Annotated in this window: 26 protein-coding genes; 20 read left to right on the top strand and 6 right to left on the bottom strand. The window is 56.9% G+C overall.

What is annotated here, in order from left to right; all coding sequences use genetic code 11:
- Positions 1–54: 54 nt before the first annotated feature.
- The 12 genes from phnE (at position 55) to phnP (ending at position 8,939) form a co-directional block, all read left to right on the top strand.
- The gene (gene phnE / locus FOB24_RS03570) at positions 55–834 is read left to right on the top strand and encodes a phosphonate ABC transporter, permease protein PhnE (RefSeq protein WP_038636402.1); all 780 of its coding nucleotides are present in this window, start codon (positions 55–57) and stop codon (positions 832–834) included.
- Between the two features lie 20 nt (positions 835–854).
- Positions 855–1,580 (top strand): phosphonate metabolism transcriptional regulator PhnF, encoded by a 726-nt coding sequence (gene phnF / locus FOB24_RS03565; RefSeq protein WP_121529854.1) that lies wholly within the window; start codon positions 855–857, stop codon positions 1,578–1,580.
- On the top strand, positions 1,581–2,033 hold the full coding sequence (gene phnG / locus FOB24_RS03560; protein ID WP_110496201.1) for a phosphonate C-P lyase system protein PhnG: 453 nt from the start codon (positions 1,581–1,583) through the stop codon (positions 2,031–2,033).
- Positions 2,030–2,614 (top strand): phosphonate C-P lyase system protein PhnH, encoded by a 585-nt coding sequence (gene phnH / locus FOB24_RS03555; RefSeq protein ID WP_003031824.1) that lies wholly within the window; start codon positions 2,030–2,032, stop codon positions 2,612–2,614. Before phnG ends, phnH begins: the two co-directional genes overlap by 4 nt.
- Positions 2,614–3,681 carry a carbon-phosphorus lyase complex subunit PhnI gene (locus FOB24_RS03550; RefSeq protein WP_085049655.1) on the top strand — a complete coding sequence of 356 codons (1,068 nt, stop codon included), beginning with the start codon at positions 2,614–2,616 and terminating at the stop codon, positions 3,679–3,681. Before phnH ends, FOB24_RS03550 begins: the two co-directional genes overlap by 1 nt.
- Positions 3,682–3,727: 46 nt before the next feature.
- Entirely contained in the window at positions 3,728–4,519 is a 792-nt protein-coding gene (phnJ, locus tag FOB24_RS03545; protein WP_230592289.1) for an alpha-D-ribose 1-methylphosphonate 5-phosphate C-P-lyase PhnJ, read from the top strand.
- Entirely contained in the window at positions 4,516–5,274 is a 759-nt protein-coding gene (phnK, locus tag FOB24_RS03540) for a phosphonate C-P lyase system protein PhnK (protein WP_003826710.1), read from the top strand. Before phnJ ends, phnK begins: the two co-directional genes overlap by 4 nt.
- A gap of 106 nt (positions 5,275–5,380) precedes the next feature.
- Complete coding sequence (phnL, locus tag FOB24_RS03535; RefSeq protein ID WP_150344518.1) at positions 5,381–6,061, top strand: phosphonate C-P lyase system protein PhnL; 681 nt, start codon at positions 5,381–5,383, stop codon at positions 6,059–6,061.
- A complete protein-coding gene (gene phnM / locus FOB24_RS03530; protein ID WP_038636374.1) occupies positions 6,058–7,194 on the top strand; it encodes an alpha-D-ribose 1-methylphosphonate 5-triphosphate diphosphatase in 1,137 nt (378 codons plus the stop codon). Before phnL ends, phnM begins: the two co-directional genes overlap by 4 nt.
- A gap of 2 nt (positions 7,195–7,196) precedes the next feature.
- Entirely contained in the window at positions 7,197–7,751 is a 555-nt protein-coding gene (gene phnN / locus FOB24_RS03525) for a ribose 1,5-bisphosphokinase (RefSeq protein WP_137347414.1), read from the top strand.
- Positions 7,738–8,172, top strand: a complete 435-nt coding sequence (gene phnO / locus FOB24_RS03520) for an aminoalkylphosphonate N-acetyltransferase (RefSeq protein WP_150344517.1) — start codon at positions 7,738–7,740, stop codon at positions 8,170–8,172. The genes phnN and phnO overlap by 14 nt, the downstream gene beginning before the upstream one ends.
- Positions 8,173–8,180: 8 nt before the next feature.
- Positions 8,181–8,939 carry a phosphonate metabolism protein PhnP gene (phnP, locus tag FOB24_RS03515; protein WP_150344516.1) on the top strand — a complete coding sequence of 253 codons (759 nt, stop codon included), beginning with the start codon at positions 8,181–8,183 and terminating at the stop codon, positions 8,937–8,939.
- 51 nt (positions 8,940–8,990) lie between these two features.
- Here the strand turns inward: phnP and FOB24_RS03510 are convergent, their stop codons facing one another.
- From FOB24_RS03510 to FOB24_RS03495, 4 genes are all read right to left on the bottom strand, one after another.
- Positions 8,991–9,332 (bottom strand): HigA family addiction module antitoxin, encoded by a 342-nt coding sequence (locus FOB24_RS03510; protein ID WP_038636361.1) that lies wholly within the window; start codon positions 9,330–9,332, stop codon positions 8,991–8,993.
- A gap of 19 nt (positions 9,333–9,351) precedes the next feature.
- Complete coding sequence (locus FOB24_RS03505; RefSeq protein ID WP_038636359.1) at positions 9,352–9,654, bottom strand: type II toxin-antitoxin system RelE/ParE family toxin; 303 nt, start codon at positions 9,652–9,654, stop codon at positions 9,352–9,354.
- Positions 9,655–9,809: 155 nt separating this feature from the next.
- Complete coding sequence (yjdP, locus tag FOB24_RS03500) at positions 9,810–10,139, bottom strand: DDRRRQL repeat protein YjdP (protein WP_069325126.1); 330 nt, start codon at positions 10,137–10,139, stop codon at positions 9,810–9,812.
- A 69-nt stretch (positions 10,140–10,208) separates the two neighbouring features.
- Entirely contained in the window at positions 10,209–12,473 is a 2,265-nt protein-coding gene (locus FOB24_RS03495; RefSeq protein WP_150344515.1) for a hybrid sensor histidine kinase/response regulator, read from the bottom strand.
- 114 nt (positions 12,474–12,587) lie between these two features.
- On the opposite strand from FOB24_RS03495, the gene FOB24_RS03485 reads away from it, so the two are divergent.
- The 6 genes from FOB24_RS03485 to FOB24_RS03460 all read left to right on the top strand — a co-directional run bounded on the left by FOB24_RS03485 (position 12,588) and on the right by FOB24_RS03460 (position 18,807).
- A complete protein-coding gene (locus FOB24_RS03485; protein ID WP_038636350.1) occupies positions 12,588–14,111 on the top strand; it encodes a sugar ABC transporter ATP-binding protein in 1,524 nt (507 codons plus the stop codon).
- Positions 14,104–15,099, top strand: a complete 996-nt coding sequence (locus FOB24_RS03480; protein WP_150344514.1) for an ABC transporter permease subunit — start codon at positions 14,104–14,106, stop codon at positions 15,097–15,099. The genes FOB24_RS03485 and FOB24_RS03480 overlap by 8 nt, the downstream gene beginning before the upstream one ends.
- Before the next feature lie 88 nt (positions 15,100–15,187).
- On the top strand, positions 15,188–16,129 hold the full coding sequence (locus FOB24_RS03475; RefSeq protein ID WP_042312943.1) for an ABC transporter substrate-binding protein: 942 nt from the start codon (positions 15,188–15,190) through the stop codon (positions 16,127–16,129).
- Between the two features lie 118 nt (positions 16,130–16,247).
- On the top strand, positions 16,248–16,931 hold the full coding sequence (locus FOB24_RS03470; RefSeq protein ID WP_087856526.1) for a D-lyxose/D-mannose isomerase: 684 nt from the start codon (positions 16,248–16,250) through the stop codon (positions 16,929–16,931).
- 14 nt (positions 16,932–16,945) lie between these two features.
- The gene (locus FOB24_RS03465; RefSeq protein ID WP_110496213.1) at positions 16,946–17,806 is read left to right on the top strand and encodes a ketose 1,6-bisphosphate aldolase; all 861 of its coding nucleotides are present in this window, start codon (positions 16,946–16,948) and stop codon (positions 17,804–17,806) included.
- Complete coding sequence (locus tag FOB24_RS03460; protein ID WP_121529848.1) at positions 17,803–18,807, top strand: carbohydrate kinase family protein; 1,005 nt, start codon at positions 17,803–17,805, stop codon at positions 18,805–18,807. The genes FOB24_RS03465 and FOB24_RS03460 overlap by 4 nt, the downstream gene beginning before the upstream one ends.
- 3 nt (positions 18,808–18,810) lie before the next feature.
- Here FOB24_RS03460 and FOB24_RS03455 read toward each other — a convergent pair whose 3' ends face one another.
- Positions 18,811–19,542 (bottom strand): response regulator transcription factor, encoded by a 732-nt coding sequence (locus tag FOB24_RS03455; RefSeq protein WP_121529846.1) that lies wholly within the window; start codon positions 19,540–19,542, stop codon positions 18,811–18,813.
- Positions 19,543–19,830: 288 nt separating this feature from the next.
- Here FOB24_RS03455 and fdhF point away from each other — a divergent pair, with 288 nt between their 5' ends.
- Entirely contained in the window at positions 19,831–21,978 is a 2,148-nt protein-coding gene (gene fdhF, locus FOB24_RS03450; RefSeq protein WP_079225655.1) for a formate dehydrogenase subunit alpha, read from the top strand.
- Between the two features lie 90 nt (positions 21,979–22,068).
- Complete coding sequence (gene yjcO, locus FOB24_RS03445; protein WP_038636323.1) at positions 22,069–22,758, top strand: Sel1 family TPR-like repeat protein YjcO; 690 nt, start codon at positions 22,069–22,071, stop codon at positions 22,756–22,758.
- A gap of 53 nt (positions 22,759–22,811) precedes the next feature.
- On the opposite strand, the gene gltP is transcribed toward yjcO, so the two are convergent.
- Positions 22,812–24,125 carry a glutamate/aspartate:proton symporter GltP gene (gltP, locus tag FOB24_RS03440; protein ID WP_038636320.1) on the bottom strand — a complete coding sequence of 438 codons (1,314 nt, stop codon included), beginning with the start codon at positions 24,123–24,125 and terminating at the stop codon, positions 22,812–22,814.
- Positions 24,126–24,339: the final 214 nt, after the last annotated feature.

The following is a 24,339-nucleotide window of genomic DNA, read 5'->3' as shown; positions in this document are numbered from 1 at the left end:
AAGCGCAGCGCCATCCGGCCTACCACGCAAACACACGTACCAACGGAGCTAAACATGCAAACCATCACCGTCGCCCCGCCCAAACGTAGCTGGTTCTCGCTACTGAGCTGGGCCATTCTTCTCGCCGTGTTGGTGGTCTCGTGGAAAGGTGCCGAAATGGCTCCGCTCACGCTGATCCAGGATTCCGGCAATATGGCGACCTTCGCCGCCGACTTCTTCCCGCCGGACTTCAGCCAGTGGCAGGACTATCTCGGTGAAATGGCCGTCACCCTGCAAATCGCCGTCTGGGGTACCGCCCTCGCCGTGGTGCTGTCGATTCCTTTCGGCCTGATGTGCGCCGATAACCTCGTGCCGTGGTGGATTTACCAGCCGATGCGCAGAGCGATGGACGCCTGCCGCGCCATCAACGAAATGGTCTTCGCCATGCTGTTCGTGGTCGCCGTCGGCTTAGGTCCGTTCGCCGGGGTGATGGCGCTATTTATCCACACTACCGGGGTGCTCTCCAAGCTGCTTTCCGAAGCGGTAGAAGCCATTGAACCGGGCCCGGTAGAAGGCATTCGCGCCACCGGGGCCAACAAAATTGAAGAGATCCTCTACGGCGTTTTGCCGCAGGTGATGCCGCTGCTGATCTCCTACTCGCTGTACCGTTTTGAGTCCAACGTTCGCTCGGCCACGGTGGTCGGCATGGTGGGCGCAGGCGGTATCGGCGTGACCTTATGGGAGGCGATCCGCGGCTTCCAGTTCCAGCAAACCTGCGCCCTGATGGTGTTAATCATCGTCACCGTCAGCCTGCTGGATTTCCTTTCCCAGCGTTTGCGTAAGCACTTTATCTGATTAACGAGGCATTGATTGCTATGCACTTGTCTACACATCCGACCAGTTATCCAACGCGTTATCAGGAAATTGCCGCGAGACTTGAGCAGGAGCTTCGTCAACATTATCGCTGTGGGGACTATCTGCCCGCCGAGCAGCAGCTTGCCGCGCGCTACGAGGTGAATCGCCACACCCTGCGCCGCGCCATTGACCAGTTGGTTGAGCGCGGTTGGGTTCAACGTCGCCAGGGCGTCGGCGTGCTGGTGCTGATGCGCCCGTTTGATTACCCGCTCAATGCCCAGGCGCGTTTCAGTCAGAACCTGCTGGACCAGGGTAGCCACCCCACCAGCGAAAAACTGCTGGCGGTGCTGCGCCCGGCCTCCAGCCATATTGCCGACGCGCTCAGCATTAACGAAGGCGACAACGTGATTCACCTGCGCACTCTGCGCCGGGTTAACGGCATCGCCCTGTGCCAAATCGACCACTATTTTTCCGACCTCACGCTGTGGCCGCTTATGCAGGGCTTTACCAGCGGTTCGTTGCATGACTACTTACGCGAACAGTCCGGTCTGACGCTCCTGCGCACGCAAACACGCATCAGCGCCCGCCGGGCCCAGGCCAAAGAGAGCAAGGTGCTGGAAATCCCCAACATGGCGCCGCTGCTGTGCGTGCGCACCCTGAACCACCGTGAAGGCGAAGAGCAGGCGGCGGAATACTCCGTCAGCCTGACCCGCGCCGACATGATCGAATTCACTATGGAGCACTGAATGCATTTCGATACCGCCACCCGCCAGCGCTGGATGCGCGCGCTGGCTTACAGCAATGCCGATGCGCTGAACGCCCGCATCAACGCGCTCAAACTGACGCCGGACTATGAACTTATCCGCGCACCGGAATGCGGACTGATGCAAATCCAGGCCCGCATGGGCGGTACCGGCAATCGCTTCTTTGCTGGCGACACCACGCTCACCCGCGCGGTGGTGCGCCTGACGAGCGGCACGCTGGGTTACAGCTACCTGCTGGGACGTAACAAACACCATGCCGAGCAGTGCGCGGTAATTGACGCCCTGCTGCAGGAACAAACGCATTTCCAAAGCTTAATGGAAACCTTGATTGTCCCGCTGGAAGCGGAACGCGATGCGCTGATTAGCGCACGCCGTGCCGAAATCAACGCCAGCCGGGTCGACTTCTTCACGCTGGTACGCGGAGATAACGCATGACCTTACAAACCGCTTTTAATTTACCCGTTCAGGATGCGCAGCAGAGCTTTCGTCGCCTGCTGAAAGCCATGAGTGAACCGGGCGTGATCGTCGCCCTGCATCAACTGAAACATGGCTGGCAGCCGCTGGGCCTGGCAACCACCAGCGTGCTGCTGACGCTGGTTGATGGCGACACGCCGGTCTGGCTGGCGCCGTCGATGGATAACGATATTGCCCGGCAGAATCTGCGTTTTCATACCAACGCGCCGCTGGTGGATCAGCCACAGCTGGCGGCATTTGCTGTCGCCGACGAACGCATCAGCAGCGAACAGCTAAACGCCCTCTCCGCCGGTTCCGCCGTCGCGCCAGAGACCAGCGCCACGCTGATTGTTCAGGTCTCTGGTTTAAGCGGTGGACGCATGCTGCGTCTGACCGGCGCCGGTATCGCCGAGGAACGCATGATCGCGCCGCAGCTGCCGGAATGCCTGATTCACGAACTCACCGAACGCCCGCATCCGTTCCCGCTGGGGGTCGATCTGATCCTCACCTGCGGCGAACGCCTGCTGGCTATTCCGCGAACGACTCATGTGGAGGTGTGCTGATGTACGTCGCTGTCAAAGGGGGCGAAAAGGCGATAGCCAGCGCCCACGCCCTGCAGGAAAACCGACGCCGGGGCGAGGAGACCATTGCCGAACTGAGCGTCGCGCAAATCGAACAGCAGATGAACCTGGCGGTCGATCGGGTGATGACCGAAGGCGGCATCGCCGACCGCGAACTGGCGGCGCTGGCGCTAAAACAGGCCAGCGGCGATAACGTCGAAGCCATCTTTTTGCTGCGCGCCTATCGCACGACGTTGGCAAAGGTGGCAGTCAGCGAACCGGTAAACAGTGCGGAAATGCGCCTTGAACGCCGAATCTCCGCGGTCTACAAGGACATTCCCGGCGGGCAACTGTTAGGTCCAACCTACGATTACACCCATCGCCTGCTGGATTTTACCCTGCTGGCCAATGGTGAAACGCCGCCGCTGCGCTGCGCGGATAACACGCAGGATGCCTCCCCGCACGTCTTTTCCCTGCTGGCAAACCAGGGGCTGGCAAAACGCGAAGAAGATAACGGCGACGCACCCGATGATATCACTCGCACGCCGCCGGTTTACCCGTGCTCGCGTGCCTCACGCCTGCAACAGCTGATGCGCGGCGACGAGGGCTATCTGTTGGCACTGGCCTACTCCACCCAACGCGGTTACGGACGCAACCACCCGTTTGCCGCCGAGATCCGCAGCGGCTACGTCGCACTGGAAACCGTACCGGAAGAGCTGGGATTTGCGGTGAACGTCGGCGAACTGCTGATGACGGAGTGTGAAATGGTCAACGGCTTTGTCGCGCCAGAGAACGAATCTCCCCATTTTACCCGCGGCTACGGGCTGGTGTTCGGCATGAGCGAACGTAAAGCGATGGCGATGGCGCTGGTGGACCGTGCCTTACAGGCGGCCGAATACGATGAAACGGTCACGGGACCGGCGCAGGACGAAGAGTTCGTGCTGGCACATGCGGATAACGTCGAGGCGGCGGGTTTTGTATCGCACCTCAAGCTCCCCCATTACGTCGATTTCCAGGCCGAACTGGAACTGCTCAAACGCCTGCAACAGGAGGCCGCCCGTGACCGCTAACCTCTCCGGCTACAACTTTGCGTATCTTGATGAACAGACCAAACGCATGATCCGCCGCGCCATTCTGAAAGCGGTAGCCATCCCCGGCTATCAGGTCCCATTTGGCGGACGTGAAATGCCGATGCCCTACGGCTGGGGCACGGGCGGCATTCAGCTTACCGCCAGCGTGATTGGCGAACCGGACGTGCTGAAGGTGATTGACCAGGGCGCGGACGACACCACCAACGCGGTGTCGATCCGCAACTTCTTCAAACGCGTGACGGGCGTGGCGACGACGGAGCGTACCGAAGACGCCACGCTGATCCAGACCCGCCACCGCATCCCGGAAACACCCTTGGTGGAAGATCAGATAATCATTTTCCAGGTGCCAATCCCTGAGCCGCTGCGCTTTATTGAACCGCGTGAAACGGAAACCCGCACCATGCACGCGCTGGAAGAGTACGGCATCATGCAGGTGAAACTGTATGAAGATATCGCCCGCTTCGGCCATATCGCCACGACCTACGCCTATCCGGTGAAGGTCAATAACCGCTACGTCATGGACCCGTCGCCCATCCCGAAATTCGACAATCCGAAGATGGACATGATGCCGGCCCTGCAACTGTTTGGCGCTGGTCGTGAAAAGCGCATCTATGCCGTTCCACCTTACACCCGCGTAGAGAGCCTCGATTTCGACGATCACCCGTTTACCGTGCAGAGCTGGGATGAGCCTTGCGCCATCTGCGGCTCTACCCACAGCTATCTCGATGAAGTGGTGCTCGATGACACCGGCAAACGCATGTTTGTCTGTTCCGACACCGACTACTGCCGCCAACAGAGCGAGGCTCTCAGCAAATGACGCAACCGCTGCTTTCAGTCAACAACCTGACTCATCTCTACGCGCCGGGCAAAGGCTTCAGCGACGTCTCGTTTGACCTGTGGCCTGGCGAAGTGCTGGGTATCGTCGGCGAGTCCGGTTCCGGCAAAACCACTCTGCTGAAATCAATCTCTTCACGTCTGACGCCACAGAACGGTGAAATTTTGTATCAGAACCGTTCGTTGTACGGCATGAACGAGGCCGACCGCCGCCGTCTGCTGCGCACCGAGTGGGGCGTGGTGCATCAGCATCCGCTGGATGGCCTGCGCCGTCAGGTTTCCGCAGGCGGCAATATCGGCGAACGCCTGATGGCCACCGGCGCGCGCCACTATGGCGACATTCGCGCCACCGCGCAGCGTTGGCTGGAGGAGGTGGAGATCCCCGCCTCACGTATCGACGACCTGCCGACCACCTTCTCCGGCGGCATGCAACAACGCCTGCAGATCGCCCGCAACCTCGTCACCCACCCGAAGCTGGTGTTTATGGATGAACCCACCGGCGGGCTGGACGTATCGGTACAGGCCAAACTGCTGGATCTGCTGCGCGGCCTGGTGGTGGAACTGGATCTGGCGGTGGTGATTGTCACCCACGATCTGGGCGTGGCGCGTCTGCTGGCGGACCGTTTGCTGGTGATGAAGCAGGGTCAGGTGGTGGAAAGTGGGTTAACCGACCGCGTGCTCGACGATCCGCATCATCCGTATACCCAGTTATTGGTGTCGTCCGTATTGCAGAACTGATTTTTTGTTGAGCCCGATGGCGCTGCGCTTATCGGGCCTACCTGGATCGCACTTTTGTAGGCCGGATAAGGCGCAGCCGCCATCCGGCAAAAATCTCGAGGCAAAAATGATTCGCGTTGAAAATGTCAGTAAAACCTTCGTGCTCCACCAGCAAAACGGCGTACGTCTGCCAGTGCTGCAAAACGCCACTCTGGCAGTGAAAAGCGGCGAATGCGTGGTGCTGCACGGTCACTCGGGCAGCGGTAAATCCACGTTGCTGCGTTCGCTGTACGCTAACTACCTGCCGGATGAAGGGCACATCCACATTCGCCACAGCGATGAATGGGTCGATCTGGTGCAGGCCCCGGCGCGCAAAGTGCTGGAAGTTCGCCGTTCAACCATCGGCTGGGTAAGTCAGTTTCTGCGCGTGATCCCCCGTGTCTGCGCCCTGGATGTGGTGATGCAGCCGCTGCTGGATCTCGGCGTATCCCGTGAAGAATGCACCGCGAAAGCCGCCAGCCTGTTAACGCGTCTCAACGTACCGGAACGCCTGTGGCACCTGGCGCCATCGACCTTTTCCGGTGGCGAACAGCAGCGCGTCAACATCGCCCGTGGGTTTATCGTCGATTACCCTATTCTGCTGCTCGATGAGCCGACCGCCTCATTGGACGCCAAAAACAGCGCTGCCGTGGTGGCGTTGATTGAAGAGGCGAAAGCCCGCGGCGCAGCCATTGTCGGTATTTTTCACGATCAAACCGTGCGCGACCGCGTAGCGGACCGTCTGCACCTGATGGGAACAACAGCATGATTATCAACAATGTAAAGCTGGTTCTGGAAGATGACGTGGTGCAAGGATCGCTGGAAATTGCGGGCGGGGTTATTCGCGCCTTTGCCGAAACCCAGAGCCGTCTGCCGGAGGCTTTAGACGGCGAAGGCGGCTGGCTGCTGCCAGGGTTGATTGAGCTGCATACCGATAATCTGGATAAATTCTTCACCCCGCGCCCGAAGGTCGACTGGCCTGCCCACTCGGCGATGAGCAGCCATGACGCGCTAATGGTCGCCAGCGGCATTACTACCGTGCTGGACGCGGTGGCGATTGGCGACGTGCGCGACGGCGGCGATCGGCTGGAAAATCTGGAGAAGATGATCAACGCCGTGGAAGAGACGCAAAAACGCGGGGTCAATCGCGCCGAACACCGCCTGCATCTGCGCTGCGAACTGCCGCACCACACCACCCTGCCGCTGTTTGAAAAACTGGTCGGGCGCGAGCCGGTGACGCTGGTTTCACTGATGGATCATTCGCCGGGCCAGCGCCAGTTCGCCAATCGAGAAAAGTACCGCGAGTATTATCAGGGCAAATATTCGCTCACCGACGAGCAGATGGCCCGCTATGAAGAAGAACAGTTGGCCCTCGCCGCACGCTGGTCGCAGCCCAATCGTAACGCCATCGCCCAGCTTTGCCGCGAACGTAATATCGCGCTGGCGAGCCATGACGATGCCACCAGCGAACATGTGCTGGAATCGCACCAACTTGGCAGCGTAATCGCCGAATTTCCTACCACTTTCGCGGCGGCTGAAGCCTCGCGCCAGCACGGAATGAACGTGCTGATGGGCGCGCCAAACATCGTGCGCGGAGGGTCTCATTCCGGCAATGTGGCGGCGCATAAGCTGGCTGAGCTGGGGTTACTGGATATTCTCTCCTCCGATTACTACCCCGCCAGCCTGCTCGACGCGGCATTTCGCGTAGCGGATGACGACGCCAACCGCTTTACGCTGCCGCAGGCGATTCGTCTGGTGACCCGCAATCCGGCGCGGGCATTGAATCTCGACGATCGCGGCGTTGTTGCCGAAGGTAAACGGGCGGATCTGGTGCTGGCACATCGCAAAGGCGGCAACATCCATATCGACCACGTCTGGCGTCAGGGCAAAAGGGTATTCTGACTATGGGGAAACTGATCTGGCTGATGGGGCCATCCGGCTCTGGTAAGGACAGTCTGCTGGCGGAACTCCGCCTGCAGGAACCCGCGCAACTGCTGGTGGCGCATCGATACATCACCCGTGCCGCTAACGCCGGGAATGAAAATCATATTGCGCTGAGTGAACAAGAATTTTTTACCCGCGCCGGGCAGAATCTGCTGGCGCTGAGCTGGCATGCAAACGGCTTCTACTACGGCGTCGGCGTGGAGATTGACCTCTGGCTGCACGCCGGTTTTGATGTGGTGGTCAACGGATCGCGCGCCCATCTGCCCCTGGCGCAGGCTCGTTATGGCGCGTCGTTACTTCCTATTTGCTTACAGGTTTCCCCAGCGATTCTACGGCAGCGTCTGCAGGCGCGTGGGCGGGAGAGTGAAACGGAAATCGCCGCCCGCCTTGAACGCGCGGCACGCTACGCGCCGTATGACTGCCACGTCCTCAACAATGATGGCAGTTTGCTACAGTCTGTCGATACACTGCTCGCACTGATGGGACGCAAGGAGAAGAAACATGTCTGTCTGTGAATTACGCCGCGCCACACTCTACGATACCGATGCGGTTTACGCGCTCATCTGTGAACTCAAGCAGGGACAATTCGATCGCCAGGCCTTTAGCGCCGGATACGCCGCGAATCTGCAAGATCCTAATATGCACTACCAATTGGCGCTGCTCGACGGAGAAGTCGTCGGCTTGATCGGTCTGCACCTGCAGTTTCATCTGCACCACGCCAACTGGATTGGCGAGATTCAGGAACTGGTGGTGATGCCACAGGCGCGAGGATTAACGGTAGGCAGTCAGCTACTGGTCTGGGCCGAAGCCACCGCACGCGAAGCAGGCGCAGAAATGACCGAGCTTTCCACCAGCACCCAACGCCTTAACGCGCACCGTTTCTACCAGCGCGAAGGCTATACCCAGAGCCATTTCCGCTTCACCAAACCGTTGTAGGGGGAGCCATGAGTCTGACCATTACGCTGACGGGAACCGGCGGCGCGCAGTTGGTGCCGGCATTTGGCTGCGGCTGCGCGGCCTGTCAGCGGGCGCGCGTACAGGCGCAATACCGTCGACGCCCCTGTAGCGGGGTGGTCAAATTCAATCATGCGGTAACCCTGCTGGACGCGGGGATCCCGCATCTGATGGACGACTGGCCAGCGGGCAGCTTTCAGCAGTTTCTGCTGACCCACTATCATATGGATCATGTGCAAGGACTGTTTCCGTTGCGCTGGGGCGTGGGGGCGAGCATCCCGGTGTACGGCCCACCGGATGAGCAGGGTTGCGACGATCTGTTTAAGCACCCCGGTATTCTCGATTTTAGCCATACCGTTGCGCCGTTCGTGGTATTTGACCTGCAAGGGTTGCAGGTGACGCCGCTGCCGCTCAACCATTCAAAGCTGACGTTTGGCTATTTGTTCGAGACCGCGCACTGCCGGGTGGCGTGGCTCTCCGACACCGCCGGGCTTCCCGATAAGACGCTGAAGGTTCTCCACAATAACCCACCGCAGGTGATTATCATCGACTGCAGCCATGCCCCGCGCGCCGAACCGCCGCGCAATCATTGCGATCTCAATACCGTCATCGCGCTGAACGAGGTTATCCGCTGTCCAAGGGTTATCCTGACGCATATCAGCCATCAGTTTGATCTGTGGCTGATGGAAAATCCGCTGCCGACAGGCATCGAAACAGGATATGACGGGATGGAGATTGTGCTGGATTAGCGAGATTTGCCGGACGCTGTGAAACACCCGCTCCGGCCTATAAGCAGCCTATCAGGCGACTTTCTTAGTGGCGACATTTCGCTGCGCGACAAAGTCTTTAACAGACATAATACGGTTCAGTTCTTCTTGCGCCCGCATATCATTTTCAACTTCCCACAGGTCAACCGCCGACTGTAGGTTACGCCAGAAATCAACGGAGGTATCAAACGCTTTCGCCAGGCGAAATGCCATATCCGTTGTTAATTTGCGATTATTATTGACCAGTGCGCTCACCGTATTACGGTGAACATGCAGTATTTCAGCTAGATCGTTAATTTTCAGATCGAGCGGCTCCAGGTATTCATATTGCAGGACATCACCCACAGTAGTTGGTTTTCTGGTTGCCTGTTTCATATCGTTACCTTACATTTTTCTAGTAGATGTGTGGGTCTAAGTACACATCTTCGGCCTTACCGTTAACCCATTTAAATATTAATCGGTACTGCTTATTTACTCTTATTGAAGAATATTCCTGTAACTTTCCGGTTAACTCTTCATATCTATTCCCTGGCGGCGAGCGCAAATCCCGATGCGAAACCGCCGCATTGATGATATCCAGCTTTCTGGCTAATGCGGTGTGAATATCCGCGGGTATTTTTCTGTGCGGTGTTGCCCGCTCAAAAAAATCTTCAAGCCATGTATCCCGAAAATTTCTGATATTTAATGATTTAGACATTCCATTGCCAACACCTTTTGCATAAGCATAAAGAGATTGTAGTGCATAGACGCACTGTGCTCAAGTGCATTGATTAACATTAAGTTGGTGTGTTGGGCTCAATGGTAACTTTCATACCGGAAGTAAAATTATCACGCATATTGGGGAGTTAGATGCTAACGATCGTAATCCTCTTCCATTCTGCGTTCTTCGTCTTCTAACTGACGTCGTTCCTGATCAAGCTGACGCTGACGGTCATCCAGTTGGCGACGTCGGTCTTCAAACTGGCGACGGCGATTATCATACTGCCTGCGCCGATCGTCACTCATCTGACGCTGCCAGCTTTCATCACGAGCGTCATCATAATCCCGCCCGTTGTCCGGTTTGTATGCGTCGTTAATCGCCTGCTGAATATTGCCGATGGCATCATCGATAATATCCGCCTGCGCCGAAACGGTGGTCATCATCAGCAGAGAGAAAAGTAAGAATGTCGCGGAGCGTTGCATAAAACCAGCCTCATCGAGAAACTCGCCCCACGGTAATCAAAGCGAATTTGCGCGGGTAGCGGAGGAATCTCAATTACGCGAATGCCGCAGCGCTTGCGCCAGTTCTGTGCGGGTAAAGGGTTTACGCAATAACGCCACATCCGGCAGCGCCGGGTTATGGGCCGGACGCAAATCCTGACCGCTCATCAGCAGGATGTTCAGCTGCGGATAATGTGTCTGGGCATGATTAACCACATCCACGCCGCTTAAACCACCGGGCAGCATGACGTCGCTGATAAAAATATCAATCTCGGATGAAGCTGCCAGCATATGCATCGCCTGTTCCCCGTTGGCGGCTTCTAATGTCAGGTAGCCCAGCAGGTGTAATTGCTCACACAACGTCTGGCGCACATCAGCCTCGTCCTCAAGCACCAGCACCAGTTTTTCGCCACTATTAGCCGCGTGTTCCGCTATCGGTTCTGCCTCAGCCTGTACCGGCACTACGGCGCGAGGAAGCTGCAACCTGACCGTCGTTCCCTGCCCGGGAGCGCTTTCAATCTCCACACGCCCGCCGGACTGACGTACAAAGCCGTAGACCATTGATAACCCCAGCCCGCTGCCGCTGCCGGTCTGTTTGGTGGTGAAAAACGGTTCAAAGACCTGAGCTTTCACCTCCTGCGACATCCCGCAGCCCTGGTCGGCGACCTCCAGCATCACCATATCCTGCTTACGCCCATCGCTGCGCGTGACCCGTTGGTTCCAGGTACGGATTTTAATCGTGCCCGCCTGCCCGTCCATGGCGTCACGGGCGTTCATCACCAGATTGATAATGGCATTTTCCAGTTGGCTGACGTCAATCCACGCGGGCCAGGCGGGAGACTGGGCTTCAATCTCCAGCGTCAGCGTGGCCGGGAGCGAATGACGCATCAGTTCGCCCAGGTTTTCCAGCAGCGTTTTCAGCTCCACCGCGTGGGGATGCAAAGATTGCTTGCGCGAAAAGGCCAGTAGCCGCTGGGTAAGTAGCGCCCCGCGCTCGGCGGCTTTAAGCGCCCGATTGACCCGCGGCGCATCGGGTGAGTCTGGGTTCACCAGATCCAGACTGCCAATAATCACCGCCAGCAGGTTATTGAAATCATGCGCTAATCCGCCCGTCAGTTGCCCCACCGCCTTCAGCTTTTGGCTGTGCAGCAGCGCCTCTTCCAGTTCCTGGCGCTCGGTGCGGTCGATTTCCATTTGGCTGGTTTTTTCTTTAAGTAATCGGGTGGTGTGCTCCAGCGAAGCGGTGTTACGGGCAAAGACACTAAAAGCGCGGGCCAGTTCGCCCAGCTCATCGCGCCGTTGCAGGGCCGGAACGCTGACGTCCGATTCACCGTGCGCCAGCCGGGTCATCGCCTGCGAAATTGCCGTCAGGTTAGAGCCGAGGTTGCGATAGATATACCAACCGGCAAAACCGGTAATCACTACGGCCAGCAACGCAAACACCATAATAAACAACGCGCCGGATTGCAGTTCCTGATGGCTTTGCGCCACCCGCTGCTCAGAAATCAGCGCCACCTGCGAGGCATATTGATTAATATCGCTATTAAGGATCGCCACCAGCGCTTTGATATGAAACATATACCAGTTGATCGCCAGATCGCTCTGCTCCAGCGCGGAAGAAAGCGGCTCCAGCTTATGCAGTTCCTGATTGAAATCGTTGAGGATTCTGCTTATCAACGGGCTGGAATGATGTAAAGGCAGCGCGCTCACCACGCTGTCGAGTTGTTTCACTACCGATCGCGGCGTGGGAGTCTCAATGGCGGCAACGATCAAGCGGTCTATTTGCCCCAGCAGCATGTCATCCTGCGCGCCGGTAAGCGTTTGCAGATGGCGCAAATAGCTTTGATTCTGATACAGCGAACTGAGCAGCGCGTTACGTTCCAGATGCCGCCGCTGTCCGCGCTGCAACATACCTTCCACACTGCTTTGTAACTCATTGCTGCGCTGGATAATGCGCTCGACCAGCACCGGCTCCTGCTGCGCCAGCGGGGCGCCAGCCAGTTGTTGCAGCGAATGCTTCAGCGCCCGCTGGGTCTCCTGCAACCGCTCCGCTTCACCTTTGTATTCCAGCGCGCCGACCACCTGCGACAGTCGCACCGCCGCCGTTGCTACGTTCGCCGTATCACGCGCCAGGTTCATGCTGCCGGTCATGTCATCAACGGTTTGCTGCTGTACCTGCTCCTGAATTTGACTGGCATGCTGAAACCCCAGCACCGCCACGCCGCTCACCATCAGCGTGACCGCCACCACCAGCAGATTGAAGAACAGTAATCGTCCGCGCGCACTGGCGAAAAAGTGACGTCCCGGTTGCGGCATATCACGCTCCGTGAAGAAAAATCGCAATATGACAAATATGAACGGCTTCTGACATTTTGCATTTACATTCCTGTGATGGACTGCTGATATCGGCCACCCCACAGGAGATCCGCTATGAGCAGGACACCGGTTCTGGAGATGCGCAACATTGCCAAAGCGTTTGGCAAATTTTACGCGCTGAAAGGGGTCGATTTAACCGTCTGGCCGGGTGAGATTCATGCCCTGATGGGCGAGAATGGCGCGGGGAAAAGCACGCTGATGAAAATCCTCGCGGGCGCCTACACCGCCACCAGCGGCGAGATCCTGATTGATGGCCAGCCGTTCCACATTCGTGGGCCAAAAGATGCGCTCAGCGCGGGCATCACACTGATTTACCAGGAGATGCAGCTGGCGCCTAACCTGACGGTGGCGGAAAATATCTTTCTTGGCAGCGAGCTGTCGCGCGGCGGTCTGGTCCAGCGTAAAGAGATGGTGCTGCAGTCGCAGAAAGTCATCGACCGACTCGGCGCCCAGTTTAAGGCCAGCGATCGCGTGATGACATTGACCATCGCCGAACAGCAGCAGGTGGAAATCGCCCGCGCTCTGCACCGTAACAGCCGCATTCTGGTGATGGATGAACCCACCGCCGCCCTCTCCTCACGTGAAACCCACCGCCTGTTCGAACTGATCATGCGCCTGCGCGATGAAGGGATGGCGATTATTTACATCAGCCACCGCATGGCGGAAGTGTACGAACTTTCCGATCGCGTCAGCGTCCTGCGCGACGGGCAATACGTCGGTAGCCTGACCCGCGACAAGCTCAACGCCCCTGAACTGGTGCGCATGATGGTGGGCCGTCCGCTAAGCGATCTGTTCAACAAAGAGCGCGATATTCCCTTAGGTAAAGCGCGCCTCAACGTCCACCACCTGACCGACGGTCATAAAGTCCAGCCGTGCAGCTTGTTGGTGCGCTCCGGGGAGATCGTCGGCCTCGCCGGGTTAGTTGGCGCCGGGCGCTCCGAACTGGCGCAACTGATTTTTGGCGTGCGTAAAGCCGTCGGCGGCATGATTGAAGTAGACGGTGAACCGGTGGTGATCCACTCCCCGCGCGAGGCGATTGATCACGGCATCGGCTTTCTGACCGAGAACCGTAAAGAACAGGGGCTGTTTTTAGAACTGGCGGCAGCAGAGAACATCACTATGGCGACGCTGGAGCGCGATGCCAACTGGGGCATGCTCGATCGCAAAAAGGCGCAGGCCATTTCCGATGACGCTATCAAACTGCTCAACATTCGCGTTCCGCACGCGCAGGTACGCGCAGGTGGGCTGTCCGGCGGTAATCAGCAAAAATTGTTGATCTCGCGCTGGGTGGCGATCGGCCCACGCATTTTGATCCTCGATGAACCCACGCGCGGGGTAGACGTTGGCGCGAAAAGCGAGATCTACCGGATCATGAACGACATGGCGCGCAAAGGCGTGGCGATCCTGATGATCTCCAGCGAATTGCCGGAAGTCGTTGGCATGAGCGATCGCGTGTACGTCATGCGCGAAGGCAGCATTGCCGGCGAGCTGAACGGACAAAGTATTACCCAGGAAAATATTATGACGCTGGCGACCGGCGTGAACGACTCCCATCATCAGGCGGTGTCCCATGAATAGTCCAACCACTCCCCAGCAGGTGGCGAAATCCACCACCGCAAAAAAGATGCTGATGAGCGATCTGATGCAAACAGTCGGCATCTTGCCAATTTTGATCCTGATTGTGGCGGTATTTGGCTTTATTGCGCCCAATTTTTTCACCGAAAGCAACCTACTGAATATTACCCGCCAGGCCTCGATCAACATCGTGCTGGCGGCTGGCATGACCTTCATCATTTTGACCGGCGGGATCGATCTCTCAGTTGGCTCGATTCTCGGCACCACCGCCGTTGCGGCGATGGTCGTTTCTCTTATTCCTGAGTTTGCCATGCTGTCGATTCCGGCGGCGCTGATGCTCGGCCTGGTGCTGGGGCTGTTTAACGGTGCGCTGGTGGCTTTTGCCGGGCTTCCGCCGTTTATCGTCACGCTTGGAACCTATACCGCGCTGCGCGGCGCGGCCTATCTGTTGGCCGATGGCACCACGGTGATTAACTCCAACATCAGTTTTGAATGGATCGGCAACAACTATCTCGGCCCGGTTCCGTGGCTGGTAGTCATTGCGCTGGCGGTGGTGGTGGTGTGCTGGTTTATTCTGCGCCGCACCACGCTCGGCGTTCATATCTACGCGGTCGGCGGCAACATGCAGGCCGCACGCTTAACCGGGATCAAAGTGTGGCTGGTGCTGCTGTTCGTCTACGGCATCAGCGGTTTGCTTTCAGGTCTGGGCGGGGTGATGAGCGCCTCGCGGCTGTACAGCGCCAACGGCAACTTAGGTATGGGTTACGAGCTGGACGCCATCGCGGCGGTAATCCTCGGCGGCACCAGCTTTGTCGGCGGGATCGGCACCATCACCGGCACGCTGGTGGGGGCGCTGATCATCGCTACGCTCAACAACGGCATGACGCTGATGGGCGTCTCCTATTTCTGGCAACTGGTGATCAAAGGGGCGGTGATCATCATAGCGGTGCTGATCGACAAATACCGTACCCGACATCATCAAAGTGCATAGACAAGCTTACTGGCCTACCCCTTCGCAGGCCTGATAAGCGCAGCGCCATCAGGCGTATAACAACAATACCCTACGTGAGGAAACGAGTATGCGTTTGAAGCCATTAGTGACCGCGCTCTGTGCAGGCGCACTGCTTGCTGCAGCTCCGTTTGTGCAGGCAAAAGAACTGAAATCGATCGGCGTTACGGTGGGCGACCTGGCGAACCCGTTCTTCGTGCAAATAACCAAAGGCGCGGAGCTGGAGGCACGCAAGCTGGCGGGTGATAGCGTCAAAGTGACGCTGGTCTCCAGCGGCTACGATCTCGGGCAGCAGGTATCGCAGATCGACAACTTTATTGCCGCCAAAGTCGACATGATTATCCTTAACGCCGCGGACTCCAAAGGCATCGGTCCGGCGGTAAAACGCGCGAAAGACGCCGGGATTGTGGTGGTGGCCGTTGACGTGGCGGCGGAAGGCGCAGACGCGACCATCACCTCCGATAACACTCAGGCGGGTGAAATGGCCTGCAAATACATTACCGACCGTCTGAAAGGGAAAGGCAACGTCGTCATCATCAACGGACCGCCGGTTTCCGCCGTCCAGAACCGTGTGGAAGGTTGCCAGACCGAGTTCAAACGCCATCCGGACATCAAAGTGCTGTCGTATAACCAAAACGCCAAAGGCAGCCGCGAGGGCGGGCTGGAGATCATGACCGCGCTGCTGGCGGCAAATCCGAAGATCGACGGTGTATTCGCCATTAACGATCCCACGGCGATCGGTGCCGATCTGGCGGCAAAACAGGCGCAGCGTAACGAATTCTTTATTGTCGGCGTCGACGGATCGCCAGACGGTGAAGAGGCGCTGAAGCGCGAAAACTCATTATTTGTGGCGACGCCAGCACAAGATCCGCAGGTGATGGCTGCCAAAGCGGTCGAAATCGGCTATGACATACTGCAGGGGAAACCCGCCCCAAAAGAGCCCGTGCTGATCCCGGTAACAATGATCGATAAAAACAACGTTGCCAATTATAAAGGTTGGACGGTGAAATAACCCGCCACAGCAACGCCGGATAGCGGCAAAATGCCTTCTCCGGCCTACAAGATCGGTATCAATTTGTAGGCCGGAGAAGTGCAGCGCCATCCGGCATTATTCTAAGGAGAATTCTGCTATGAAACGCTCCGCAATAAACGAAATCCTTGGCCACACGCGCCAGTTTTTTTCTCTGCACGATGTGCACCTCCCCCCTTTCGCCAGTTTCCCGCCGACCCAATGGCGCAGGCTTGATGCCTCTGCCTGGAGCGAAGTTTTCGACCTTAAGCTCGGTTGGGATGTCACCGCATTTGGCGGCAACAATTTCGCCGCGCAAGGGTTAACGCTGTTCACCCTGCGTAATGGCTCGCCGAAAGGTATGCCTTACGAGAAATGCTACGCCGAGAAAATCATGCATGTTCGCGAGGCGCAGGTCACGCCGATGCATTTTCACTGGCGCAAACGCGAAGACATTATCAATCGTGGCGGCGGTAATTTAATTGTGGAACTGTGGAATGCGGGGCTCCGGGAGCAAACAGAGGACAGCGACGTGAACGTGGTGATTGATGGCTGTCGGCAAACCCATGCCGCGGGCAGCCAACTACGCCTGACGCCGGGGGAGAGCATCTGCCTGCCGCCGGGCCTGTATCACAGCTTCTGGGCGGAAAAAGGTTTTGGCGACGTGCTGGTTGGCGAGGTCTCATCTGTTAATGACGACGACCACGATAACCATTTTCTGCAACCTATCACCCGTTATAACGACATTGAAGAAGATGAACCGGCGCAGCTGGTGCTGTGTAACGAGTATCGCCTGTTCCGCTAACCAAGGAGCGCATTATGCCGTTAATATCCCTCGCCGATGGCCTGGCCCATGCCCGCGAGCACCGCTATGCCCTAGGCGCGTTTAACGTTCTGGACTCACATTTCCTGCGCGCCCTGTTTGCCGCGGCTAAACAGGAACGTTCGCCGTTCATTATCAACATCGCCGAAGTACATTTTAAATATATCTCGCTGGATTCTCTGGTCGAAGCGGTCAAATTTGAAGCCGCCAGGCACGACATTCCGGTGGTGCTGAACCTTGACCACGGCCTGCACTTTGAGTCAGTGGTGCGGGCGCTACGCTTAGGTTTCAGTTCAGTGATGTTCGATGGCTCCACGCTGGAGTATGAAGAAAATATCCGCCAGACCCGCGAAGTGGTGAAGATGTGCCACGCCATCGGCGTCTCGGTGGAAGCCGAACTGGGCGCAGTGGGTGGCGATGAAGGCGGCGCGCTGTACGGTCATGCTGACGAATCGTTGTTTACCGACCCGATGATGGCGCGTGATTTCGTCGACAGAACCGGAATTGACGCGCTGGCGGTCGCCATTGGCAATGCGCACGGCAAATATAAAGGCGAACCGGTGCTCGACTTCCCGCGTCTGGACGCTATTCGCCAGCAGGCGGCGATCCCGCTGGTACTGCACGGCGGCTCCGGCATCAGCAATGACGATTTCAAGCGCGCAATTGAACTCGGTATTCACAAAATCAACTTCTACACCGGCATGTCGCAGGCGGCGCTGACAGCGGTAGAGTCACGGATGGCCAATCGCCAGCCGCTGTACGACGAGTTTGCCGAACTGCTGCTGGCTATTGAAGAGGCCATTACCGATACCGTTTCAGAACAAATGCGCATTTTTGGCAGCGCGGGGCAGGTCTGATGGAACGCAAAGGCGTTATCGCCGCAGGCAACATGCTGGTCGATCATGTCCATCAAATTGTGCAATGGCCGGAACGCGGCTGGCTGGCGGAAATCACTCGAAGCGAACGCGCCACGGGTGGTGCGCCGCTGAACGTGCTGCTGACGCTGGCGAAAATGCACACCGGATTGCCGCTGCAGGCGGTGGGGTTAATCGGTCAGGACAGCGACGGCGACTACATCATGGCGATGCTGGAGCAGTATCACGTTAATCGCCAGCATGTGCAGCGCACCACATTCGCCCCCACGTCGATGTCGCAGGTGATGACCGACCCCAGCGGGCAACGAACTTTTTTTCACTCGCCCGGCGCCAATCGACTACTGGACTTACCCGCCTTTGAGCAACTGGATACCTCGATGAAAATCTTCCATCTTGGCTATCTGCTGCTGCTCGACAGTCTGGACATGCCGGATGAGGAGTACGGGACGCGTAGCGCACGGCTGCTGGCGCAAATGCGCGACAACGGCTTTGAAACGTCCCTGGATCTGGTATCGCGTAAGGGCGACCCGCGCTACCAGCCTCTGGTGATGCCGGCCCTGCGCCATCTCGACTATCTGGTGATTAACGAGCTGGAGGCCGGAGAGTTCAGCGGGCTGGAGATTCGCCAGCCCAACGGCGAGCTGCATATTCCCCATATCGCTACCGCCGCGCGCGAACTGCTGGATGCAGGCGTGCGCCAGCGGGTGGTGATTCACTGTCCGGAAGGCGCCTGGGGTGAAGAACCGGATCGAGCCGGCATCTGGATACCGTCACAGTTACTGGCGCAAGAAGAGATTGTCGGCAGCGTCGGCGCAGGAGATGCGTTTTGCGCCGGATTTTTGTATGGCTGTCATGAGCGCTGGTCGCTGGCAGACAGCATCAGACTGGCGCACGCCTGCGCGCGCGCAAGCCTACTGTGCGCCAACGCGATAGATGGCGCGAAAACGCTGGCTGAGTTAAAAGCGACTATGGCTGATGGCTGACGCTCACGCCGCCTTATCGTGATGCTGCACATCGGCGGCAAACACATAGCCCAGCCCGCGCAGGGTTTTGATCAGCATTGGCTGGTGCGGGTTGTTCTCTATTTTGCGCCGCAGCCGCATGATTAACACATCAATGGTGCGGTCAAATACCTCAACGCTGTCGCTGCGCGTCAGTTCCAGCAATTGCTCGCGGCTGAGCACCCGACGAGCGTTTTGCGCCAGCGCCAGCAGCAGGCTGTACTCACCCTGAGTCAGTTCCACCTTCAGTTGCTGAGGATTATGTAACTGACAACCGGCGGTATCCAGATGCCAGCCATTAAATGAAAGCCCCGTGGTTTGCGGACTGCCGCTTTCTGCCGTCAACACGCCAACGCGTCTGAGCACCGCCTTTACCCGCGCCACCAGCACCCGCGCATTGAACGGTTTCCCAATATAGTCGTCAGCGCCCATTTCCAGCCCGACCACCACATCCGATTCGCTACCTAAGCCCGTCAGCATGACTACCGGTAATCCGGGCCTCATCTTTTGCACCTGCTGCAGCACCATCAGACCGTTGATATCGGGCAACATCATGTCCAGCAATACCAGAGCGATATCCGGCTGAGTCTCAATGCAGCGCAGCGCATCCTGTCCGCTATGGCACGCGCTCACTGCAAAGACGTGCTCGCTCAGCACATCCTGTAATAGCGTGCAGACAGCCTCGTCATCATCCACAACCAGTATGGCTGGCTTCATTGTTTTTCCCCATTTCTGGCCAACTTAAATGAGTGTGATTGATTCTGCACAGAGTGACAGCGATAAGGCACAAGGTTGTGCGGGAAACATAACCTCGGTCACACTGCCGGACCGTCACGTATTGGAGATTCGTCACGTCAAATATGACGACAGCCTGTTTTTCGTCAGAGTTTTGACCAAAAATCGCCCGTAATATCGACTAATGCCCCTGAAAAAAACATGGCATAAAAGATGCATAAGCAAAGCGACAAGCGCGTATGCGCGATTTGATTAACTGGAGCGAGACCGATGAAAAAAGTCGTCACGGTTTGCCCATATTGCGCATCAGGTTGCAAAATCAACCTGGTGGTCGATAACGGCAAAATCGTCCGGGCTGAGGCGGCGCAGGGGAAAACCAACCAGGGTACCCTGTGTCTGAAGGGCTACTATGGCTGGGATTTTATTAATGATACCCAGATCCTGACCCCTCGTCTGAAAACCCCAATGATCCGTCGCCAGCGTGGCGGCAAACTGGAATCTGTTTCCTGGGATGAAGCGCTGAATTACGTCGCCGATCGCCTGAGCGCCATCAAAGCGAAATACGGCCCGGACGCTATTCAGACGACCGGTTCATCTCGCGGTACAGGTAACGAAACCAACTATGTAATGCAAAAATTCGCGCGCGCCGTTATTGGTACCAATAACGTCGACTGCTGCGCTCGCGTCTGACACGGCCCTTCGGTTGCAGGTCTGCACCAATCGGTCGGTAACGGCGCAATGAGTAATGCTATCAATGAAATTGATAACACGGATTTAGTGTTCATCTTCGGGTATAACCCGGCGGATTCCCACCCGATCGTGGCGAATCACGTGATTAACGCTAAACGTAACGGGGCGAAAATTATCGTCTGCGATCCGCGCAAAATTGAAACCGCGCGTATTGCCGACATGCACATCGCGTTGAAAAACGGCTCGAACATCGCGCTGCTCAACGCCATGGGGCATGTCATCATCGAAGAAAAACTGTACGACCAGGCGTTCGTCGCCTCCCGTACGGAAGGATTCGAAGAGTACAGCAAGATTGTCGAAGGCTATACGCCGGAGTCCGTCGAAGATATCACGGGCGTTAGCGCGCACGATATTCGTCAGGCTGCACGTATGTACGCCACGGCGAAAAGCGCGGCAATTCTGTGGGGCATGGGTGTGACCCAGTTCTATCAGGGTGTGGAAACCGTGCGTTCACTGACCAGCCTCGCGATGCTGACCGGTAACCTCGGTAAGCCAAGCGTGGGCGTTAACCCGGTTCGTGGCCAGAACAACGTTCAGGGCGCATGCGACATGGGCGCGCTGCCGGATACCTATCCGGGCTATCAGTACGTGAAATTCCCGGAAAACCGTGAGAAATTCGCTAAAGCCTGGGGCGTGGAAAGCCTGCCTGCGCATACCGGCTATCGCATCAGCGAACTGCCGCACCGTGCAGCGCATGGCGAAGTGCGCGCGGCGTACATTATGGGTGAAGATCCATTACAGACCGATGCTGAGCTCTCCGCAGTGCGCAAAGGCTTTGAGGATCTGGAACTGGTCATCGTGCAGGATATCTTCATGACCAAAACCGCCGCTGCCGCAGACGTTATTTTACCGTCTACGTCATGGGGCGAGCATGAAGGCGTCTTCTCTGCGGCGGACCGTGGCTTCCAGCGCTTCTTTAAAGCCGTTGAGCCGAAGTGGGATCTGAAAACGGATTGGCAGATTATCAGTGAAATCGCCACCCGTATGGGCTACCCGATGCACTACAACAACACCCAGGAAATCTGGGACGAGTTGCGTCATCTGTGCCCGGATTTCTACGGCGCCACTTACGAGAAAATGGGCGAACTGGGTTATATCCAGTGGCCTTGCCGCGACACCTCAGATGCCGACCAGGGTACGTCTTACCTCTTCAAAGAGAAGTTTGACACCCCGAACGGCCTGGCGCAGTTCTTCACCTGCGACTGGGTAGCGCCAATCGACAAACTCACCCCAGAGTACCCGATGGTACTGTCGACGGTGCGTGAAGTCGGCCACTACTCTTGCCGTTCGATGACCGGTAACTGTGCGGCGCTGGCCGCGCTGGCGGATGAGCCGGGCTATGCCCAGATCAACACCGCTGACGCAGAGCGTCTGGGTATTCAGGATGAAGATCTGGTGTGGGTTAACTCACGTAAAGGCCGGGTTATTACCCGCGCGGCAGTCAGCGATCGTCCAAACAAAGGCGCGATTTACATGACCTACCAGTGGTGGATTGGGGCATGTAATGAACTGGTAACCGAGAACTTAAGCCCGATTACCAAAACGCCGGAGTACAAATACTGTGCCGTTAACGTTGAACGCATTGCCGATCAGCGCGCTGCCGAACAGTATGTTATTGATGAGTACACCAAGCTGAAAGCCAGCCTGCGCGAAAGCGCGATGGGTTAAGCCTGAGCCTACGGCCTCCATTCGGAGGCCGTTTTTTTATGCACGCGATCTCTTTATACTGTCTACTCCGTACCCTAAATAAAACTCAAAATGAAACAACTTCTTGCATTGATGTTCTTCGTGACATTCTTTGCCCATGCCAGTGATACTGAACCCGGAAGCCAGTATCTACAGGCAGCAGAGGCAGGTGACCGACGCGCGCAGTATTTCCTCGCCGATACCTGGTTCAGTTCCGGCGATTTAAGCAAAGCCGAATACTGGGCGCAAAAAGCCGCCGACAACGGTGATGCGGATGCATATGCTTTGCTGGCGCAAATTAAGATAACCAATCCGGTCAGTCTGGATTACCCTCAGGCCAAAACGCTGGCGGAAAAAGCGACGCAGGCGGGCAGTAAGGCGGGGGAAATTACGCTGGCGCGTATTCTGGTGAACACCCAGGCAGGCCGCACCGATTACCCCAAAGCCATTACCTTGCTGCAAAACGCCTCCGAGGATCTGGAAAATGACTCCGCCGTCGACGCGCAAATGCTGCTCGGACTGATTTACGCCAACGGCGTCGGTATTCCTGCTGACGATGAGAAAGCGACGTGGTATTTCAAGCGTAGTTCAGCCATTTCCCGCACCGGGTATTCCGAATACTGGGCCGGGATGATGTTCTTAAACGGCGAGCAGGGTTTTATCGAGAAGAATAAACAGAAAGCGCTGCACTGGTTGAATCTGAGCTGTATGGAAGGATTCGATACCGGCTGCGAAGAGTTTGATAAGTTAGCCAACGGCTAATGGTTTGCATTGCCGGATGGCGGCGCAAGCGCCATCCGGCAATCTGTCATTAATTACTGATTAGCAGTCTTATCAAATTTGCCCAGCACGTCGCGCTCATAGGCCAGCGCTTTCTTGCGGTCAAATTTGTGTTCCCACTTGGCGATAACCAGCACGGCCAGCGCATTACCCACCACGTTCAGCGCAGTACGCGCCATATCGAGGATACGGTCAACACCGGCAATAAACGCCAGACCTTCCAGCGGGATCCCCACGCTGCCAAGCGTTGCCAACAGCACCACAAACGATACGCCCGGCACGCCCGCAATCCCTTTTGAGGTCACCATCAGCGTCAGCACCAGCACGATTTCCTGCCACAGCGACAGATCGATACCGTACAGCTGAGCAATAAAGATAGCGGCGATGCTCTGGTACAGCGTTGAGCCATCAAGGTTGAATGAGTAACCGGTCGGCACCACAAAGCTGGTGATTGACGCCGGCGCGCCGTAGGCTTCCATCTTCTCAATAATACGCGGCAGCACGCTCTCAGAACTGGCGGTCGAGTAGGCCAGAATCAGCTCATCTTTCAGAATGCGGATCAGGATCCAGATGCTCAAACCGCAGATGCGCGCGACGATCCCCAGCACCACCAGCGCGAAGAACAGGATGGCGAAATGCACCAACAGCACCAGTTTCGCCAGCGGCCACAGGGAGGCAAAACCGAAGTTCGCGACGGTAACAGCGATCAGCGCAAAAACCCCGACTGGCGCGTAACGCATCACCATGTGCGTCACTTTAAACATGGTTTCGGAGATCGAGCGGAACACGGTAACCAGCGGCTCGCGGTGAGTTGCCGGCAGAGAAGACAGACCTAAACCGAACAGTACCGAGAAGAAGATAATCGGCAGCATGTCGCCTTTTGCCATCGACGCGACGATGTTGGTCGGCACCAGTGACAAAATCGTGCCCATCAGGCCATGCGCGTGGCTCTGTACTTCTGCGGTAGTGCTCTGATATTTCGAAATATCGACGGTTGCCAGCTGCGACATATCAACCCCGGTACCGGGCTGGAACACATTCGCCAGCGTGATACCAAGGATAATCGCCACGGTGGTGATCACTTCGAAATAGATAATCGTTTTGGCGCCAATACGGCCCAGTTGTTTGGCATCGCCCACCCCGGCTATGCCGACAATCAACGTAGAGATGACAATCGGCACGACGATCATTTTGATCAGGTGGATAAAGATATCGCCCGCCGGAGACAGCAGGTTTACAATCAGCCATTCACGGCTGTCACTATGGTAATGCAGGTAACTCCCTAGCAGAATGCCCAGCACCATAGCGATTAGAATCTGCCATGCCAGGCTGACTTTCAAATTTTTCATAACAACGGACTTCCTCGATGGAGCGCTATTCCACATGCAGCGTGTGGGAATAGTACATACTGAAAGGGTATGATTTGTGTTGCGTTCGTTTATGGAGTTTTTTAACGCTTATTATCATTATCATCTGCATGGCATTCAGCGCAACCCTCTGAGAACAGGGCCTTTCGCTGATTATTTGCATAAAAATGCAATTTTATCGGGGTGATGATGAATA

Origin of the sequence: Citrobacter werkmanii, assembly GCF_008693645.1 — a bacterium.
In the GTDB taxonomy this organism is placed as follows: domain Bacteria; phylum Pseudomonadota; class Gammaproteobacteria; order Enterobacterales; family Enterobacteriaceae; genus Citrobacter; species Citrobacter werkmanii.
This window is presented reverse-complemented; position numbering and strand designations above follow the sequence as displayed.